14 protein-coding genes and 1 pseudogene are annotated in these 17463 nt (G+C 63.2%); 7 read left to right on the top strand and 8 right to left on the bottom strand.

All coding sequences use genetic code 11. The features are described from left to right. Positions 1 to 92 precede the first annotated feature (92 nt). The 6 genes and pseudogenes from AC1RMF_RS23435 to AC1RMF_RS23410 all read left to right on the top strand — a co-directional run bounded on the left by AC1RMF_RS23435 (position 93) and on the right by AC1RMF_RS23410 (position 7208). Positions 93 to 2535: pseudogene (locus AC1RMF_RS23435) on the top strand (flavin-containing monooxygenase). A gap of 38 nt (positions 2536 to 2573) precedes the next feature. Continuing rightward, positions 2574 to 3095: a hypothetical protein gene (locus AC1RMF_RS23430; protein WP_493144697.1), complete on the top strand. Its 522-nt coding sequence runs from the start codon at positions 2574 to 2576 to the stop codon at positions 3093 to 3095. 22 nt (positions 3096 to 3117) lie between these two features. Beyond that, positions 3118 to 4737 (top strand): GMC family oxidoreductase N-terminal domain-containing protein, encoded by a 1620-nt coding sequence (locus AC1RMF_RS23425; protein ID WP_493144695.1) that lies wholly within the window; start codon positions 3118 to 3120, stop codon positions 4735 to 4737. Next, the gene (locus AC1RMF_RS23420) at positions 4734 to 6206 is read left to right on the top strand and encodes an aldehyde dehydrogenase family protein (protein WP_493144694.1); all 1473 of its coding nucleotides are present in this window, start codon (positions 4734 to 4736) and stop codon (positions 6204 to 6206) included. Before AC1RMF_RS23425 ends, AC1RMF_RS23420 begins: the two co-directional genes overlap by 4 nt. Positions 6207 to 6208: 2 nt before the next feature. Beyond that, positions 6209 to 6985 (top strand): SDR family oxidoreductase, encoded by a 777-nt coding sequence (locus AC1RMF_RS23415; protein WP_493144692.1) that lies wholly within the window; start codon positions 6209 to 6211, stop codon positions 6983 to 6985. Positions 6986 to 7037: 52 nt separating this feature from the next. Then, positions 7038 to 7208, top strand: coding sequence for a hypothetical protein (locus AC1RMF_RS23410; RefSeq protein WP_493144690.1), 171 nt, complete (start codon positions 7038 to 7040; stop codon positions 7206 to 7208). Here the strand turns inward: AC1RMF_RS23410 and AC1RMF_RS23405 are convergent. After that, positions 7192 to 7836, bottom strand: a complete 645-nt coding sequence (locus AC1RMF_RS23405) for a Fic/DOC family protein (RefSeq protein WP_493144688.1) — start codon at positions 7834 to 7836, stop codon at positions 7192 to 7194. The two genes, AC1RMF_RS23410 and AC1RMF_RS23405, sit on opposite strands and share 17 nt — an antisense overlap. Before the next feature lie 170 nt (positions 7837 to 8006). On the opposite strand from AC1RMF_RS23405, the gene AC1RMF_RS23400 reads away from it, so the two are divergent. Beyond that, on the top strand, positions 8007 to 9185 hold the full coding sequence (locus AC1RMF_RS23400; protein WP_493144687.1) for a fumarylacetoacetate hydrolase family protein: 1179 nt from the start codon (positions 8007 to 8009) through the stop codon (positions 9183 to 9185). A 27-nt stretch (positions 9186 to 9212) separates the two neighbouring features. On the opposite strand, the gene AC1RMF_RS23395 is transcribed toward AC1RMF_RS23400, so the two are convergent. The 7 genes from AC1RMF_RS23395 to AC1RMF_RS23365 form a co-directional block, all read right to left on the bottom strand. Continuing rightward, a complete protein-coding gene (locus tag AC1RMF_RS23395; RefSeq protein ID WP_493144686.1) occupies positions 9213 to 9599 on the bottom strand; it encodes a flagellar protein FlaG in 387 nt (128 codons plus the stop codon). A gap of 24 nt (positions 9600 to 9623) precedes the next feature. Continuing rightward, entirely contained in the window at positions 9624 to 9836 is a 213-nt protein-coding gene (locus AC1RMF_RS23390) for a hypothetical protein (RefSeq protein WP_493144685.1), read from the bottom strand. Positions 9837 to 9930: 94 nt separating this feature from the next. Then, entirely contained in the window at positions 9931 to 11055 is a 1125-nt protein-coding gene (locus tag AC1RMF_RS23385; RefSeq protein WP_342618580.1) for an ABC transporter permease, read from the bottom strand. 3 nt (positions 11056 to 11058) lie between these two features. Continuing rightward, positions 11059 to 13815 carry a ribosome-associated ATPase/putative transporter RbbA gene (gene rbbA / locus AC1RMF_RS23380; protein ID WP_493144684.1) on the bottom strand — a complete coding sequence of 919 codons (2757 nt, stop codon included), beginning with the start codon at positions 13813 to 13815 and terminating at the stop codon, positions 11059 to 11061. Beyond that, positions 13812 to 14882: an HlyD family secretion protein gene (locus AC1RMF_RS23375; RefSeq protein WP_342618578.1), complete on the bottom strand. Its 1071-nt coding sequence runs from the start codon at positions 14880 to 14882 to the stop codon at positions 13812 to 13814. Before AC1RMF_RS23375 ends, rbbA begins: the two co-directional genes overlap by 4 nt. A gap of 30 nt (positions 14883 to 14912) precedes the next feature. Beyond that, positions 14913 to 16400: an efflux transporter outer membrane subunit gene (locus AC1RMF_RS23370; protein WP_493144682.1), complete on the bottom strand. Its 1488-nt coding sequence runs from the start codon at positions 16398 to 16400 to the stop codon at positions 14913 to 14915. 473 nt (positions 16401 to 16873) lie between these two features. Beyond that, on the bottom strand, positions 16874 to 17263 hold the full coding sequence (locus AC1RMF_RS23365) for a hypothetical protein (RefSeq protein ID WP_342618576.1): 390 nt from the start codon (positions 17261 to 17263) through the stop codon (positions 16874 to 16876). Positions 17264 to 17463 lie beyond the last annotated feature (200 nt).

The following is a 17463-nucleotide window of genomic DNA, read 5'->3' as shown; positions in this document are numbered from 1 at the left end:
GCCCAAATTCTAATGACAATGACCCAAGTCAGCATGTGCGGCGCACGCGTTGTGTTGAACAATCGCGCCACTTATGACCCAGGAGGGATTGCATGCCAGTTACGCAAGAGCCCGGCGCAGCCAGCGCCAGCAACGTGCTCAAGGCCATCATCATCGGCACCGGCTTTGCAGGCCTGGGCATGGCCATCGCGTTGCAGAAGCAGGGCTTCGATCAGTACCTGATTCTGGAAAAGGCCGATGACGTAGGCGGCGTGTGGCGCGACAACAGCTACCCCGGCGCGGCCTGCGACGTGCCATCGCATCTCTATTCCTTCTCGTTTTTTCCCAATCCCCACTGGACGCGCAAGTTCGCACCGCAAGGCGAAATCCTGGCCTACCTGAAAGACTGTGCCACGCGCTTTGGTGTGCGCCGCCATGTGCGCTTCGGCGCCGAAGTGCGCGCCGCGGAATTTGATGAGCTGCAGCAGAACTGGCGTGTGCTCCTGACCGACGGAACCGAATTGCGCAGCCTGATACTCATCACTGCCATGGGCCAGCTCAGCCGCCCGGCCATACCGGTGATCGAGGGCCAGGAAAGTTTTCAGGGCAAGGCTTTCCACTCCGCACAGTGGGACCACGCTTTTGACCTCGCGGGCAAGCGCGTGGCGGTGATTGGCACCGGTGCCTCTGCCATCCAGTTTGTTCCGGCGATTGCGGCGCAAGTCCAAAGCATGGCGGTGTTTCAGCGCTCACCGGCCTACATCCTGCCCCGGCCCGACCGCCCCTACAGCGCCCTGGAAAAAGCCTTGTGCCGCTGGGCGCCGTGGCTGATGCGTCTGCACCGTCTGGCCATCTACGTGCAGTACGAATCCCGCGCCCTGGCATTCACGCGCTTCAAGGGTTTGATGAAATTCGCGGTGGGCATACCGGTGCGCAAGCAACTCGAGCAGCAGGTGCCCGACCCCGCGTTGCGCCGGGCCATGACGCCGGAGTACCAGATTGGCTGCAAGCGCATCCTGCTCTCCAGCGAGTACCTGGCAACCTTCAACCACCCCAATGTGCAGCTGGTCACGCAAGGCATTCGGCGCATCACCCCCACGGGTGTGGAAACCAACGATGGACAGGTGCATACAGTGGACGCCATCGTCTACGGAACCGGCTTCGCCGCGACCGAGTTTCTGGCGCCTCTGCGCATCAAGGGCAGGGCGGGCAAGGAGCTCAATGCAGCCTGGTCACAAGGCAGCAAGGCGTACCTGGGAATGACCGTGCCGGAGTTCCCCAACTTCTTCATGCTGTACGGCCCCAATACCAACCTGGGCCACAACTCCATCGTCTACATGCTCGAGAGCCAGATTGCGCACGTCATGCGTTGCCTGAAGAAAATGGAAAGCACCCGCTCCCAGGTGATGGAAGTCTTGCCCGGCGTGTTCGAGCAATTCAACGCGCAGGTGCAAAGCGGCCTCGCGCACACGGTGTGGAACGGCTGCAAGAGCTGGTATGTGGATGCCCAGGGCCACAACAGCACCAACTGGCCGGGCTTCACCCTGAGCTACCGCTGGCTGACCCGCACGTCCAGCCTGGACGCGTATCGCTTCTCCGCCAGCACCCAAGCCGCGTGGGGTTTGCCGCATGCAGCGTAGCATTCCTGCGCCCGGTGGCTGGCTTGAGGCCGGTGTGGCGGGTTTTCTGCGCCTGTTCCTGCGCGCAGCGTTTCGCCCCTTCATAGGCCCGCGCCTGGGGCCGGTGGCGCAACGCCGCTGGGCGAATATTCTGTCCCTGCTGATGCCGGGGTGTGCGGGGCTGGTCTCGCAACGCGAGCACATTGCTGGCTTGGATGTGCTGGTGCTTGCACCCCCGCAGGTAACAAGCAAGGGCGTGGTCCTGTACCTGCACGGGGGCGCTTTCTGCTTGGGCGGTACGCAAACGCACCGAGGCCTGTGTTCGCATCTGGCGCATGAGAGCGGCATGCCAGTGTGGATTCCCAACTACCGTCTGGCGCCGGAGCATCCGTACCCCTGCGCGCTGGAAGATGCCTTGGCCGCCTTCGATGCGCTGCTGCAGCGCGGCTATGCCTGCAACAACATCGTTGTGGCGGGTGACTCTGCGGGAGCCACCTTGGCGCTGGCGCTGGCCATCCATTTGAAACGCCTGGGTCGCGCGATGCCCGCAGGCTTGACGCTGATCTCTCCCGTCACCGACTTGCAGGCGGACCACGCAGACACAGCACCCGGCGTACGCGGCGACCCTATGGTCACGCAGGCCTGGCTAAGCCAGGGCCTGCAATGGTTCCATGTGCCGCAGGGCACAGCGGAGTTTGCGCCGCTGGATGTGGATTTGTCGGGGCTGCCGCCCATGCTGGTGCAGGCCGGGCGGGAGGAGATTCTGCTGCCTGATTCCGTCCGCCTTGAAGCCCATGCCCAGCGCTGCAAGGTCCCTTGCCAGCTGGACATTTACCAGGAGCGCTGGCATGTGTTCCATCTGCAGGCCTTCTACCTGCGCTCCAGCCGACAGGCGCTGCAGGCCCTCGCCGCCTTTGCCCGTTCCTGCGTGGGTTGAACATGCCTTCCCATTCTTCCAAACCAGAGTCCACCGCCATGCCACAACCCACCCTGCGCCGCCGCTCGTTTCTCAAACTCGGTATCGGTTCCGCCGTCGTCCTCGCCGTGGCAGGTGGTACCGTCGCCATGCTCCAGCCAGGCCTGGTCGACGGCAAACTCAGCCCATCGGCCCGCGAGGCCATGGGCAAGATCGGCCAGGCCATGCTGGCGGGTCTGTTGCCATCCGAGCCCGCCGCCCTGCAAGCCGCCACCGAAGCCATCCTGCAGCGTACCGACGTGTTTCTGGCAGGCTTGCCTGTGCATGTGCTGGAGGAGCTGGGTCAGTTGCTTAGCCTGCTGACCAGCGCCCCGGGGCGGCGCCTGCTGGTGGGTCTGCCGGAGTCGTGGGCAGAAGCCAACGTGGCCCAGACCAGCGCGGCACTTCAGTCCATGCGCGAGTCCGGCATGGCGCTGCGCATACAGGCTTATCAGGGGCTGCACGACATCGTGTTCGCTCCATATTTTTCCGGCGAAGAGTCCTGGCAGGCCATTGGCTACCCCGGACCACGCGCTGTCTGAAACCTAGCTCCGAGTACCACCCATGAGCAACATTCCCGATCCCATCCTGGAAGGCCTGCAACGCGGCTGGAAAGTCCTAGGCGGCAAGCACGCGCCACTGCCCGAACACATCACCTGCGACGTGGCCATCATCGGCTCGGGTGCAGGTGCCGGCATCACCGCCGAGCTGCTGACCAAGGCCGGGCTGAACGTCGTCATCGTTGAAGAAGGGCAGCTCCAATCCAGCTCCGACTTCAAGCAGCGCGAACTGCAGGCCTATGCCGCGCTCTACCAGGAAAACGCCGGGCGCAAGACCAAGGACAAGGGCATCACCATCCTGCAGGGCCGCAGCGTGGGTGGCACCACCACGGTCAACTGGACCAGCTCGTTTCGCACGCCGCCCGACACGCTCAAGTTTTGGCAGGACCACTTCGGCCTCAAGGACTTCACCCCCGAAGCGCTGGACCCTTTTTTCACGCAGGCCCAGACGCGGCTGAACATCCACCCCTGGGAAGCCGCACCCAACGAGAACAACGAGCTGCTGCGCCGTGGCGCGGCCAAGCTGGGCATCAAGGCCGAAACCATTCCGCGCAACGTCAAGGGTTGCTACAACCTGGGCTCTTGCGGCATGGGCTGCCCCACCAATGCCAAGCAGTCCATGCTGGTCACCACCATTCCGTTTGCACTGGACCACGGCGCCACGCTGCTGGTGGAGACGCGGGCTGAAAAACTGGTCTTCGATGGCAACCGTGTAACCGGCATGCAGTGCATCGCCGTCAAGCCCAATGCCGCGCCGGTGCAAGCAGGCACAGTCTCCACCACCATCGCGGCCAAGCACTATGTGCTGGCGGGTGGTGCCATCAACTCGCCGGCGCTGCTGCTGCGCTCCAAGGCGCCGGACCCGCACAAGCGGCTGGGCACGCGCACCTTTCTGCACCCGGTGGCCATCACCACCGCCGTCATGAAGGATGCGGTGGAAGCCTGGAACGGCGCGCCGCAGTCCATCTACTCCGACCACTTCCTGCATACCCAGCCGGTGGACGGACCCATAGGCTTCAAGCTGGAAGTGGCGCCGCTGCATCCCATGTTTTTCGGCGCCAACCTGCCGGGCTTTGGCAACAAGCAGGCGGAACTGTTGCGCCAGTACCCGCATGCCAATGTGATGCTGGCGCTCATGCGCGACGGCTTTCACGAACAGTCCATAGGCGGCACGGTGGAACTGCGTGGTGACGGCTCGCCCCTGCTGGACTATCCGCTGACCGACTATGTGATGGACGGTGCCCGCCGCGCCATGCTGGTCATGGCACAGATCCAATTTGAAGCAGGCGCCACCATGGTCTACCCCGGCCACGAGCTGGCTGGTGGCACCAGCACCTGGGCCGCGACCAAGTCTGCCATTGAGGCGCTGCCCATGAAGCCGCTGCTCACCAAGATCGGCAGCGCACATGTCATGGGCGGCTGCGGTCTGGGTGGAGATGAATCATTGGGCGTGACACGCCCCGATGGCGTCCATTGGCAGCTCGACAATCTGTCCATTCACGACGGCTCCATCTTCCCCACCAGCATCGGCGCCAATCCGCAGCTCTCCATCTACGGCAACATCAACCGCCTGGCCCAGGCCCTTGCCAAACGCCTGAGCGGCAAGGACGTGGTGCTGGCATGACGGCCCCCAATGCGGTACAAGCAACCATGACATCCACCACCAACCTCCACACCGTCACACCAACCGCGCAGATGCAAGCGGTTTTTGACCGCCAGGCCGCCACGGCACTGCGATTGCGCAGCTCCACTGCAGCAGAGCGCATCGCCAAGATCCGCAAGCTGCGCGAGGCCGTCATTGCCCATACCGAAGACTGGTACCAGGCTGCCTATGCCGATTTCAAAAAGCCGCCCGGCGAGGTGGATCTGGCCGAAATACTGCCCGTGTGTGTGGAGGCCAATGACGCCATCCGCAACCTGCGCCGCTGGATGAAACCCAAGCGCGTGTGGCCCACGATGTTGACGCTGGGCACCACCAGCCACGTGCAGTACCTGCCGCGCGGCAGGTGCCTGATCATCGGTCCGTTCAACTACCCGGTGAACCTGACGCTGGGCCCGCTGGTATCGGCCATCGGGGCGGGCAATACCGTCATCGTGAAGCCCTCGGAACTGACTCCGCATCTCTCCGGCCTGATTGCCAAGGTGGTGCGCGAGGTGTTTACCGAAGACGAGGTCGCGGTCTTTCAAGGCGAGGCCGATGTGGCGCAAGCCCTGCAGGCGTTGCCGTTTGACCATGTGTTCTTTACCGGCAGCCCGGCCATCGGCAAACGTGTGATGGCCGCCGCGGCCAAAAACCTGAGCAGTGTCACCCTGGAGCTGGGCGGCAAGAGCCCGACCATTGTGGATGCCAGCGCCGATCTGAAGCTGGCGGCCGTCAACATCATGTGGTCCAAATTTGCCAACGCGGGCCAGACCTGCATTGCGCCCGACCACGTGTATGTGCACCACAGCGTCAAGGACCAGTGGGTGGAGTTGTGCCGGCAGGAGCTGCGCAAAGCGTATGGCACCAGCCTGGGTGAACAGCAGAGCAGCCCGGGCCTGGCACATATGGTGAATGCGCGCCAGACCACCCGTGTGAAGGCCCTGCTGGACGATGCCACGGCACGCGGCGCCAAGGCTCTGGCCGGCGGCGGTGTGGTCGAGGATGCCTGTTTTGTGCAGCCCACTTTGCTAGATGGCATTCCTGCGGACGCTACCATCATGCAGGAAGAGATCTTCGGCCCGCTGCTCCCCGTGATCGGCTATAGCAAGCTGGACGATGTGATTGCTAGCATCAATGCCGGCCCCAAGCCACTGGCCCTCTATGTGTACAGCCGCAACCCATCGGCCATCGACCAGATACTGACGCAGACCGCCTCTGGTGGCGCCTGTGTCAACCATGCTCTGCTGCAGTTCCTGCATGCGCGCCTGCCGTTTGGTGGAGTGAATAACTCCGGCATTGGCAATGCCCACGGCCACTACGGCTTCAAAGCCTTCAGCCACGAGCGCGGTGTGGTGCGCACGCAGTTCTCGCTGGCGGCTACGCTGTTCCGGGCAGGCCCGGTTCCGCCTCTGGTGCGCAAGCTCCTGAAGTCCTTCATCCGCTGGGTATGACCATGCAAACCAGACACTGTGTCTTCATCACCGGCGCCGCCACCGGCATTGGCCGTGCAGCTGCGCGGCTGTTCAGCAAGCAAGGCTGGTTTGTCGGTCTGGCCGATATCGACACGGCGGGCTTGAAAGCGCTGGGCGACGAGCTGGGTGAGAGCCATTGCCTGACCATGGCGCTGGATGTGCGCGACCCTGAGGCCTGGCGCGCGGCGCTGGCAACTTTTCACAGCGCAACAGGTCGTCTGGACGTGCTGCTCAACAATGCCGGCATCCTGATCTCCGGCCCCTTGGAATCCAACGCACTGGAGCGCCACCAGGCGGTGCTGGACGTCAATGTCAAAGGCGTGCTAACCGGCTGTCAGCTGGCCAAGCCCTACCTGCAGTCCACACCGGGCAGCCGCGTCATCAACATGTCGTCTGCGGCGGCGGTGTACGGTCAGGCCTCTTTGGCAACCTACTCGGCCAGCAAGTTTGCCGTGCGCGCACTGACCGAGGCGCTGAACATCGAGTGGCAGAAAGACGGCATCCGCGTGATGGACGTCATGCCCCTGTTCGTGCAGACCGACATGGTCACCAACATGAATGCGCGCAGCATTGAGCGCATGGGCGTGCGCCTCACGGTGCAGGACGTCGCAGGCACCATCTACGCCGCCGCCACCTACCAGGGCAGCTTTGGCAAGGTGCACTGGCCGGTTGGCTTCATGGCGACCTGGTTGTTCCGGTTGACGGCACTGGGGCCGGATCGGCTCAGCCGCTTTGTGGCGAGCCGGTTGGCGGGCTGATCAGTTGCTTCTGAAATGGCTACACTACCAACTCACACTCACTGCAATAGCCATGCTCAAATTCACCCCGAATAACCGCAAGAAGACGCCCAGCGTGCAAGCTGTGCGGCGCGCAGTTGCTAGTTCGACGGCGGTGGAAACGGGCCAAAGTGTGCAGCAGCTTGAGCAGAAGCTGCAGAACAAAAGCAAGCTGCGGTTTCAGCACGTCAAGCTGGCAGCCTGAGGTCTTGCCCCTCCTGGCCTAAGGCTTGGGCCACCCAATATTTCATGGGGGCGTAATTGGCAAGCAACCCTTGTTGGATAGCAGCAAAGTAATCGGCCTTGTGGGATTCCCAGATGCTGTAGTCCAACGGGTCCCGGCCTGATTGCACGGCCATAACGTCTGCCAGCAACCGCGACAGACGACCGTTCCCCTCTCGAAAAGGGTGGATCAAAATCAGTTCAACATGCGTTACTGCGATGGCTTCCACCAAGGTTTCGGCATCCAACGCATCGCAAGGTGTCCACCGCGCCAAGCAAGCGTGCTCAAACTCTGCCAGCAACCGCGGTATCTGAGGCGCAGCTGCAAACATAAAGCTGCCTTTGCTCATATTCACTGCGCGCTCTTGTCCTGCCCATTCGTACACATTTCCCAACCATCGACGATGCCAGTCCTTGAGGTCTCCTGTGGTCAATTGTCGTTCGGGCAGATTGCGGATGAGTATGTCCTCGTACAACTGGTCGAGCAGAACCAACTCAAGCTCATCCATTTCTTCTGCCGCAGTGATTCCGAGCTTGTTGGCAAGCACCTGCTCGTCTGAGCCAGGCTGAAACGTGCCTTGGGTGCCAGGAGTTCGGTAGCGGTCAGTCATCACATGGGGTGCACCAGGTCAGTGATGCGCAGTGCGTGTTTTGGGGTCATGGGTTGCAGCCATGGGCGTCATTATCTTTGCAGAAGCTTTCGCAATGGCGACGGCAGGCTTTGCGTATGATCCAGCACGCAGCCTCACCGGCGAGTCGCCACCATCCAACGCACTCCACCATGCCCACATCCCCCTTCCTACCCGACGACCTCTACACCGGCACCCTGGTAACCCGCATCTGGAATCCCGCAGGTATTGGCGGGCCATCGGTGGCGGTGATCCGTGAAGACGCGGTGTATGACCTGAGCGGCCACGTGGCCACCATGAGTGCTTTGCTGGAGGCGGAGGAACCGGTGGTGTGGGTGCGCAGCTGGGCCGGGTACCGGGTAGGCACGCTGGAAGAGGTGCTGGCCAACAGCACCGAGGCCACGCGTGATCCGGGCAAACCGTACTTTCTCTCGCCCTGCGACCTGCAGGTCATCAAGGCGGCGGGTGTCACCTTTGCCACCAGCATGATCGAGCGCGTCATCGAAGAGAAGGCAGGCGGCGACGCCAGCCGGGCGCAGGACATCCGTGCCCAGGTGGTGGCCCATATCGGCAGCGATCTGGCGGCCATCAAGCCGGGTTCGGCCCAGGCCACGGAGCTCAAGGCGGCTTTGCAGGCGCAGGGCATCTGGTCGCAGTATCTGGAAGTGGGTATTGGCCCGGACGCCGAGGTGTTCACCAAGGCGCCGGTGCTGTCCTCGGTGGGCACGGGCAGCGATGTGGGCATACGCTCCGACTCGCACTGGAACAACCCCGAGCCCGAGGTGGTGCTGGCGGTCAACAGCCGCGGCGTGATCCAGGGTGCATGCCTGGGCAATGACGTCAACCTGCGCGACATCGAGGGCCGCAGCGCGCTGCTGTTGGGTAAGGCCAAGGACAACAACGCGTCCTGTGCGCTCGGGCCGTTCATCCGCTTGTTTGACGAGAGCTTCGATCTCGATCACGTGCGCCGCCAGGTGGTGCAGCTGCAGGTGAGCGGAGAAGACGGGTTTGTGCTGCAGGGCAGCAGCTCCATGGACCAGATCAGCCGTGACCCGCTGGAACTGGTGCAGCAGACCCTGGGTGCGCATCAATACCCGGACGGCTTCATGCTGTTCATGGGAACCTTGTTTGCTCCCACGCAGGACCGCGACCAGCCGGGCGACGGTTTTACTCACCACCTGGGTGATGTGGTGCGTATCCAGAGCCCGCATCTGGGCGCGCTGTGCAACCGCGTGACCCATAGCGAGCAGGCCGCCCCCTGGCAGTTTGGCCTGGGCGCTTTCTTCTCCAACTTGGCCAAGCGCGGACTTCTTCTCAACGAAGATATCTGACGGCTTGGCCGTGGCGCAGCAGCGGGCTTACGCAGTCCGGTTCAGGAATGCGCCCAGATAACGGTCCAGCTCCCGAGTGACCTGCAAGGCCTGTTCCGACGGGAACTGCCAGATCACCTGCTTGGAAGCGCGCTCCGTCACCTTGACGATGGACTTGCCGCTTTCCTTGTCGATGGAAAACTCCAGATCGGAAGCCGTCTGCGCGACTTTGGACTGCATCTCTGTGACCAGCTTCTTCAGCTCCTCCTGTCCGGGCGTGCCGGACTTGGCGGACGTATTGGCAGAGTCTGTCTGATCCGTCTGGGTGACCGGTGTCGCGGCGGGCAGTGCCGTTGCCGGCACGCGCACACCTGCGAGCGGCGCAGTCAGGCTGCCAGCCAGGGACGTGCTCGCGGACGAAACGATGGTAGACACCTTGTTCCCCTAATCCGTCAATCGTCAGGCAGTCACGTTCAGATTGTTGCCAATCTGCTGCCCCAAGGTGTTGACCACTGGCGTGGGGGTGCCAGCTGCGGCAGCGCCACTTGTGTCATCGGTATCGCCGTCATTTTTGACATCCTTGCCGCCGGAGGTGGCTTCTGCAGCCTCCACGGGAGCAGGCTTTACCGGGGGTTGTACGGAGGAATTGGAACCAACAGAACTGATAGCCATGGCAAACCTTTCTTGAAATCCGAGCGAAAAGCGCTCTCACCCAAGGAGGTTATCGGCAGCCGGTTCCTGAACTGTAGGGTTTTTTGCGCGTAATTTATGCAACCTGGCTGATGGTCTTGCGAAAGCGGGCCAGGGAAGCGCTGAACAGCACCGCTCCGATGGCGGCAATCGCCAGCAGTGAGGTCCAGACCGTGTCCAGCCCGGCACCGCGGTACAGAATGGCCTGGGCGGCTGACACAAAGTGGGTGGTTGGGGCAAACAACATGATGTCGCGCACCAGGGCTGGCATGCTTTCCCGGGGCGTCATGCCGCCCGAGAGCAGTTGCAGCGGCAACAGCACCAGCACCAGCAGCATGCCGAATTGCGGCATGGAGCGCGCCACCGTGGCCAGGAAGATGCCCATGGAGGTGGTGGCAAACAGGTGCATGGCCACCACCAGCATGAAGAGGGCAATCGAACCCTGTACCGGAACGTGCAGCGTGCCCTGCACGACGAAGACCAGGGCAATCAGCGCGGCACACCACACCACCAGGCCCATGGACCAGACTTTGGCCATCATGATCTCCAGCGGTCGCAGCGGCATCACCAGCAAGTGCTCGATGGTGCCGTGCTCGCGTTCACGGATCAGGGCCGCACCGGTCAGGATGATGGAGAGCATGGTGACGTTGTTGATGATCTCCATCAAGGAGCCAAACCAGGCCTGCTCCAGGTTGGGGTTGAAGCGGGTGTGCAGGTTCAGGTCCACCGGCAGCGTGCGTGCCACCCGGTAGCGGCGCGCGAACTCGTCCACCTCGTCGCTCACCATCTGCTGGATATAGGCATTGCCGGTGAAGGCCTGGCTCATGCGGGTGGCATCCACATTGAGCTGGATGCGCGGCGAGCGCCCGGCCAGCACGTCCGCCTGAAAGCCCGAGGGGATGTCCAGCACAAAGGTGTAGTCACCGCTGTCCATGCCGGCGTCCATCTCCTTCAGGTTCAGCAGGCGCGGCGTATTGAAGTGGGGTGGGTAGAAGGCCGACACGATGCGCGCCGACAACGGCGAGCCGTCTTCGTCCACGATGGCAATGGACGCCTTGTGCATCGACTCGGGCATGGCCGTTGCCGCCACATAGATCGACACCGTGAAGGTGTAGGCGATCAGCACCAGCATCATGGGGTCGCGCACCAGGCTCCACAGCTCCTTGACGCCCAGGCGGTAGATGTTGCTCAGCCGGCTCATGGGCTACTTCTCCTGTTTCTTCAGCAGCGCGATGGCAAGCCCCAGGACCACCGGTATGGCGGCTGCCAGCGGCCAGAACGCGCTGCCCAGAGACGTCATGTCCAGCGCCTTGCTGAAGACGCCGCGGCTGATGGTGAGGAAGTGGGTGGCCGGGTAGATGGCTCCGATGAAGGCCCCCGTGCCTTCCAGTGAAGACACCGGGTTGAGCAGACCTGCAAACTGCACGCAGGGAATCAGCGTTCCGATCATGGTCACAAACATGGCCGCGATCTGGCTCTTGGTAAAGGTCGAGGCCAGCAGCCCAAAGCCGGTGGCACTGACTACAAACAGCAGCGCCGCCAGCGTGAGCGTGAGCAAGTCCCCTTTGACCGGCACACCAAACACGGTGGCCGCCAGAAAGGTCATCAGTGCAAAGTTGAACATGGCCAGCACGATGTAGGGCAGCTGCTTGCCCAGCAGGAATTCGGCGCGGGTGACCGGCGTCACATACAGGTTGATAATGGAGCCCAGCTCCTTCTCGCGCACCACCGACAGCGCCGTCAGCATGGCCGGGATCATCATCAGCAGCATGGGGATCACCGCTGGCACCATGGCGGGCAGGCTCTTCACATCGGGGTTGTAGCGGTAGCGTGTTTCCACCTGGCTGGCCGTGTCCATATGGATGCCAAAGCGCAGCGCAGCCTGTTCTGCAATCCAGCCGATGTGCATGGCCTGCACGTAGCCGCGTATGGTTTCCGCGCGTGTGGGCATGGCGCCGTCCACCCAGGCGGCCACGCTCACGGGCTTGCCGCGCTCCAGGTCGCGCGCAAAGCCGGGCGGTATTTCGATGGCCAGCGAGAGTTCACCACTGCGCATGCGCTGGTCCATGTCCTGGTCGCTGGTGATGGGCGCGTGCTCAATGAAGTAACGCGAGCCCGACAGGTTGAGCGCGTAGTTCTGGCTCAGCACGGTCTGGTCGCGGTCCAGCACCGCGTAGCTCAGGTCCTCCACATCCAGGCTGATGCCGTAGCCAATGATGAACATCAGGATGGCCGTGCCCAGCAGCGCCAGCGTGGCACGTACCGGGTCGCGCTGCAGTTCCAGCGCCTCGCGCATCGAATAGCTCCAGGCCCGGCCCAGACTGAATCCGCCGCGGCGCTTGGCCGGTGTGGCGGCCGGGTTTGCCGCAGTGGGTGTGCTGGCGGCTGCGCCGGTGGGTACGGCTTCTGCATCCACGCCACCGGCTTCGCGCAAATGGCTGATAAAAGCTTCCTCCAAGGTGGCCGTGCCGCGCTGCTGCACGATGGCCTTGGGCGTGTCGCTCACCAGCACGCGCCCGGCATGCATGAGCGAGATGCGGTCACAGCGCTCGGCCTCGTTCATGAAGTGGGTGGAGATGAAGATGGTCACGCCGTCCTTGCGCGCCAGGTCGATCATCAGCTGCCAGAACATGTCGCGCGCCACCGGGTCCACGCCCGAGGTGGGCTCGTCCAGTATCAGCAGCTCGGGCTTGTGCACCGTGGCCACGGCCAGTGACAGGCGCTGGCGCATGCCCAGCGGCATGCTCTCGGGCAGGCTGTCCACCACGTCATGCAGGCCAAAGCGCTCCACCATCTGCTGCACCCGCTGGGCCACCTCGGCTTCGGGCACATTGAACAGGCGCGCATGCAGCACCAGGTTTTGCTGCACGGTGAGCTCGCTGTAGAGCGAGAAGCCTTGCGACATATAGCCCACGCGCTGGCGTATGGCCAGGTCCTGCGGGTCTATCGGCTGGCCGAACAACTGCGCCTGGCCTTCGGTAGGCACCAGCAGACCGGTGAGCATCTTCATGGTGGTGGACTTGCCGCACCCGTTGGAGCCCAGAAAGCCGAATATCTCGCCACGCCGAATGCGGAAGTCCACATGGACCACCGCCACAAAGTCACCAAAGCGCATGGTCAGGCCCTTGGCCTCGATGGCGATTTCGGCATTGGCAGCACTGTCCAGCGGCGGCACCGTCACCGCCTGGTGGCCGCGCCTGCGCTCTTCGGGCAGCAGGGCGATGAAGGCCTCTTCCAGCGTATGGCTGCCGGTGCGCTCGCGCAGCTCGGCGGCGGTGCCGGTGGCCAGCACACGGCCAGCGTCCATGGCTACCAGCCAATCAAAGCGCTCAGCCTCTTCCATGTAGGCAGTGGCCACGATCACGCTCATGCGTGGCAGCTCGGCGCGTATGCGGTCTATCAGGTCCCAGAACTGGCTGCGCGACAGCGGGTCCACACCGGTGGTGGGCTCGTCCAGGATCAGCAGGTCCGGGTCGTGGATGAGGGCGCAGCACAGGCCCAGCTTCTGCTTCATGCCGCCCGAGAGCTTGCCCGCCGGGCGCGACAGGAAGGGCGCAAGCCCGGTGCTGCCGGTCAGGGTGTCGATGCGGCGGCGGCGCTCGGCCGGGCTTTGGCCAAACAGGCGGCCGAAGAATTGCAGGTTCTCTTCCACCGAAAGCGTGGGGTACAGGTTCTTGCCCAGGCCTTGGGGCATGTAGGCAATGTGTGGGCACACGGCGTCGCGGTTGGCCGAGCTGCTCATGTCCACGCCCAGCGATTCAACGCGCCCTTGCTGGATGGCGCGCGCACCCGCCAGCAGCGACAGCAGGCTGGACTTGCCCACGCCGTCCGGGCCGATCAGGCCCACGCGGCAGCCTGCGGGCAGGTCCAGCGTGGTGTCCGCCAGCGCCTGGGTGTTGCCCAGCTTCAGGCTGACCTTGCTCAGGCGGGCGCAGGCGCCAGCCGGAATCGTTGCAGTCACTGAGGCACCTTCACCGCCAGCTCAGTGGGCCAAGCGGCCTGCGGGTCGAGCTTGAGCCAGGCCACGCCGGGCAGGCCGGTCTTGACCTGGGTGAGGTACTTGCGCAGCAGCTCGCGGTCTATCTGCGCCTTGACCTTGAACATCAGCTTCTGGCGTTCGCTGGCGGTCTCCACCGTCTTGGGCGTGAACTGCGCGGTGGATGCCACATACGACACCTTGGCTGGTATCACGTACTGCGGCGCGGCGTCCAGCACCACGTGCACCTCGCTGCCCATGGCCAGCTTGCCGGCCACGGTTTCGGGCACAAAGAAGTCCATGCTCACATCCGACAGGTCCACCAGATTGAGCACCTTGCCGCCGCCGCCCAGCACTTCACCCGGCTGGGCCACGCGGTACTGCACACGGCCACTGCGCGGCGCCTTGAGCGTGCCGTCGTCAATCTCCACCTGGATGCGCGCCACGGTGGCGTCGCCCGCCAGGGCGACGGCGCGGGCACTGGCCACTTGGGCACGGGCTGCGGCAATGGCGCTGATGGCAGCAGCCTCCTGTGCGCGCGCTGCCGCCGTGGCGGCACTGGCGCTGCGCACGCGGGCGCGGTCATCGTCCAGCTCCTGTTGCGAGGCGGCGCCGTCGCGGCTGAGGTCGTCTGAGCGGGCCAGGCGCCGTTGGGCGGAATCCAGCTCGGCCTCACGCGCGCTCACCACCGCATGGGCGGCAGCGGCATCGCTCTCGCGCACGGCCACCTGCGCCTCGGCGCTGGCTATGGCGGTTTCGGCCTGGCGCTGGTGGGCGCGGGCTTCATCGCGCTGGGCTTCCAGGCTCTGGATCTGCATGTGGGCCAGGGTCTGGCCTTCGGTGACCAGGTCTCCTTCGCCCACCAGGATATCGACCACGCGCCCTGGCGACTTGGTGGCGATGTCGATTTCGGTGGCTTCGATGCGGCCGTTGCCGCTGGCAAAGCCCGGGCCGGGGCCGGTGTTGCGCCAATGGGTCCAGCCATAGCCCGCGATGGCAACGCCGACGGCCAGGGCCAATGCAATGGGGATGAGGTATTTGGGTTTGTTCATGGTGCTATCTGATCCATGGGACTGTGCGCATCAGGGCTGAGCGTCGCTGCTCTGCGCTTGCGAAAGGGGAGAGGTGTTGGCCGCCAGCGAGCCGCCGCCCAGTGCCGCATACAGCGTCACCCGGCTGGCCAGCACGGCGCGGCGCACCTGCACCAGCTGCTGGGTTGCAGCAAGCAGGTCGCGCTGGGCATCCAGCACTTCCAGAAAGGCGGCAGAGCCGGCCTCAAAGCGACGCTCGGACAGGCGTGCCCGCTCGGACTGCGCCCGCACGGCGGCTTCGGCAATGCCTTGCTGCACTTCCAGCCAATGGCCGTCGCTCAGCGCGTCGTTCACTTCGCGGAAGGCGGTCTGTATGCTCTTTTCATACTGGGCCACGGCCTCATTGCGGCGGGCCTCCTGCAGGTCCAGGTTGTTCTGACGGCGCCCGCCATCAAAGATCGGCAGGTTGATGCTGGGCGAGAACAGCCAGGCCCGGCTGTCGCTCTGGAAGAGTTTGTCCAGGTCTTCGCTGGTATTGCCCAGCACCGTGGTCAGCGTGATGCTGGGGAAGAAGGCCGCACGTGCCGCACCCACCTGCGCATGGGCAGCGCGCAGCTGGTGCTCGGCTGCCACGATGTCCGGGCGCGCCTGCAACAGCTCCGACGGTAAGCCGCTGCGCAGCCGTGCAATCGGGGGCTGGCTGCTCAGGGCGTTGGAGCGCTCGGGCAAGTCCAGCGATGTGCCCACCAGCAGCGTCAAGGTCTGTACCAGCGTGGCGCGCGCCTGCTGCAACTGCGCCACCAGGCTTTGCGCCTGCGTCAGCAGCGTCTGCACCTGCGTGAGCTGCAAGCGCGAGCTGGAGCCCACCTCCACCCGCCTGGTGAAGATGCGCGTGCTCTCCACACGGCTGGCCTCTGTCTGGCGCGCCAGGGCCAGGCGCTCATCCAGTTCACACAGCGCAAGGTAAGCCTGCGCCACCGCAGTCGTCAGGCTCAGCGTGGCTGCGCGGCGCGACTCTTCGCCCGCCTGCGCCGTCTCAAACGCCGCATCCTGCAACTGGCCCAGCCGGTTCCAGAGGTCAATCTCCCAGCTCACAAACCCCAGGCCCACGTTGTAGCCCGTGCCCTGTATGGGCGCGCCCAGGGGGTTGATGTTGGCCGGCAGATGCGCCCGCGAGGCTCCCAGCTGGCCAGACACCGAGGGCAGCGTAGCCGCATGCTGCAAGCCCAGGGCGGCCTGCGCCTGCTGCACCCGCGCTGCGGCAATGCGCAGGTCGCGGTTGTTGGCCAGTGCCTGGTCAATCAGGCGCTGCAGGGCAGGGTCGGTAAAGAAATCACGCCAGGCCAACGCAGCGGCGCCGGGGCCATCCGCAGTGCGGCCTTCCGCATAGGCATTGGCAATGGGAGGCGTGGGAAGCTCCACCGTGGTGGGCTGGTGCGCGCAGGCGGCCAGCAGCAGCGAGACGGCCAGCGGCATGGCTGCTAGACGGCCACGTACTGAGCAGGGAGTGCCCGCTGAAGCGGGAACATGCGAAATCATAGGGGGCGCCATCTGAAGTTCGGGTCGATGGCTTCACTCTACGTGGGGGCGAGCAAGAAAGTATTGATCTAAGTCACGATGGGAGGCACTTTAACAACCGGTGGGTCAGTAAAGTGTTTTTGGAGTGGTTTGCTATCGGCTGCGCTTGAATCGAAGCGGAATTCGGTGGGCATAGACTCATTGCCATATAGCGGGAAAGTGTGAAAGCCTTGGTTGAGCGCTTGACCAGCCAACCAATCTGAGGGTGCTTTCATCGGCTTCACTGGATTGAACCAGTAAAGCACCCCTGGCTTGGGGCCTCACCTACGCGTCAAAGTACGGGAATCAAGTCCGCACCTATCAGCGATCTCATCCTGAAGAGTTGCGTCCAACGGACAGCTACGTGAGCATTGCGTATTTCTTTCGTCAGTCTATTGGCAGCAGCAAAGTTTTCCGTTCGCCAGCGAACATTGGCCGAGGCAAGTTCTTTAATTTCATGGATTCCCGGAGGGGCCAGTCCCCATTCCACCGGGTCCTGGACCAGGTCCCTTACCTTTACCCATGGCTGGAGGTAATTCAGGCAAGGTAAGGCCTTTTTCACGTGCACGCTCCTGCATGAGCTTGTGGTGCTCGAGTCGGTATGCTTCGCGTTCCTGCTTGGTCTTTAGACTGCGCATATGAATGCGGTATTCGTTGCGCTCGGCATTGGTCATCAATTGCGATCCGTAGATGGCGTACGTCGAGCTATCTTTGGCACGCATTTGCCCCGGTGTTTTGCTTTGAACATTGTCTTGTGCAAGTACGCTGCCTCCAGCAAATGCAAATGCTGCAATTGCCATGGCAATTGCAGAAATTCGTGGAAACTGAAATTTAATTGTTTTCATTTTGAAATCCTTTGGCAATCGGTTGGAATTTTGAAATGGCCACCGCGATCAAGTTGCGCAATCAATTCTTTCTTTGATGCACGCAATGACCCGCTTCGAATACTCCGCCCAAGTGAAATAGAACCCATTGATTCATCTCAATGCGTGCAAGTATTTATTTTCATGGGGTTGGCAATTGACATAGTCGGCTTGGGGCTTAA

It is taken from the genome of Rhodoferax sp. GW822-FHT04A08 (assembly GCF_058801025.1).
The sequence above is the reverse complement of the archived record's forward strand: the minus strand, read 5'-3'. Positions and strand labels throughout refer to the sequence as shown.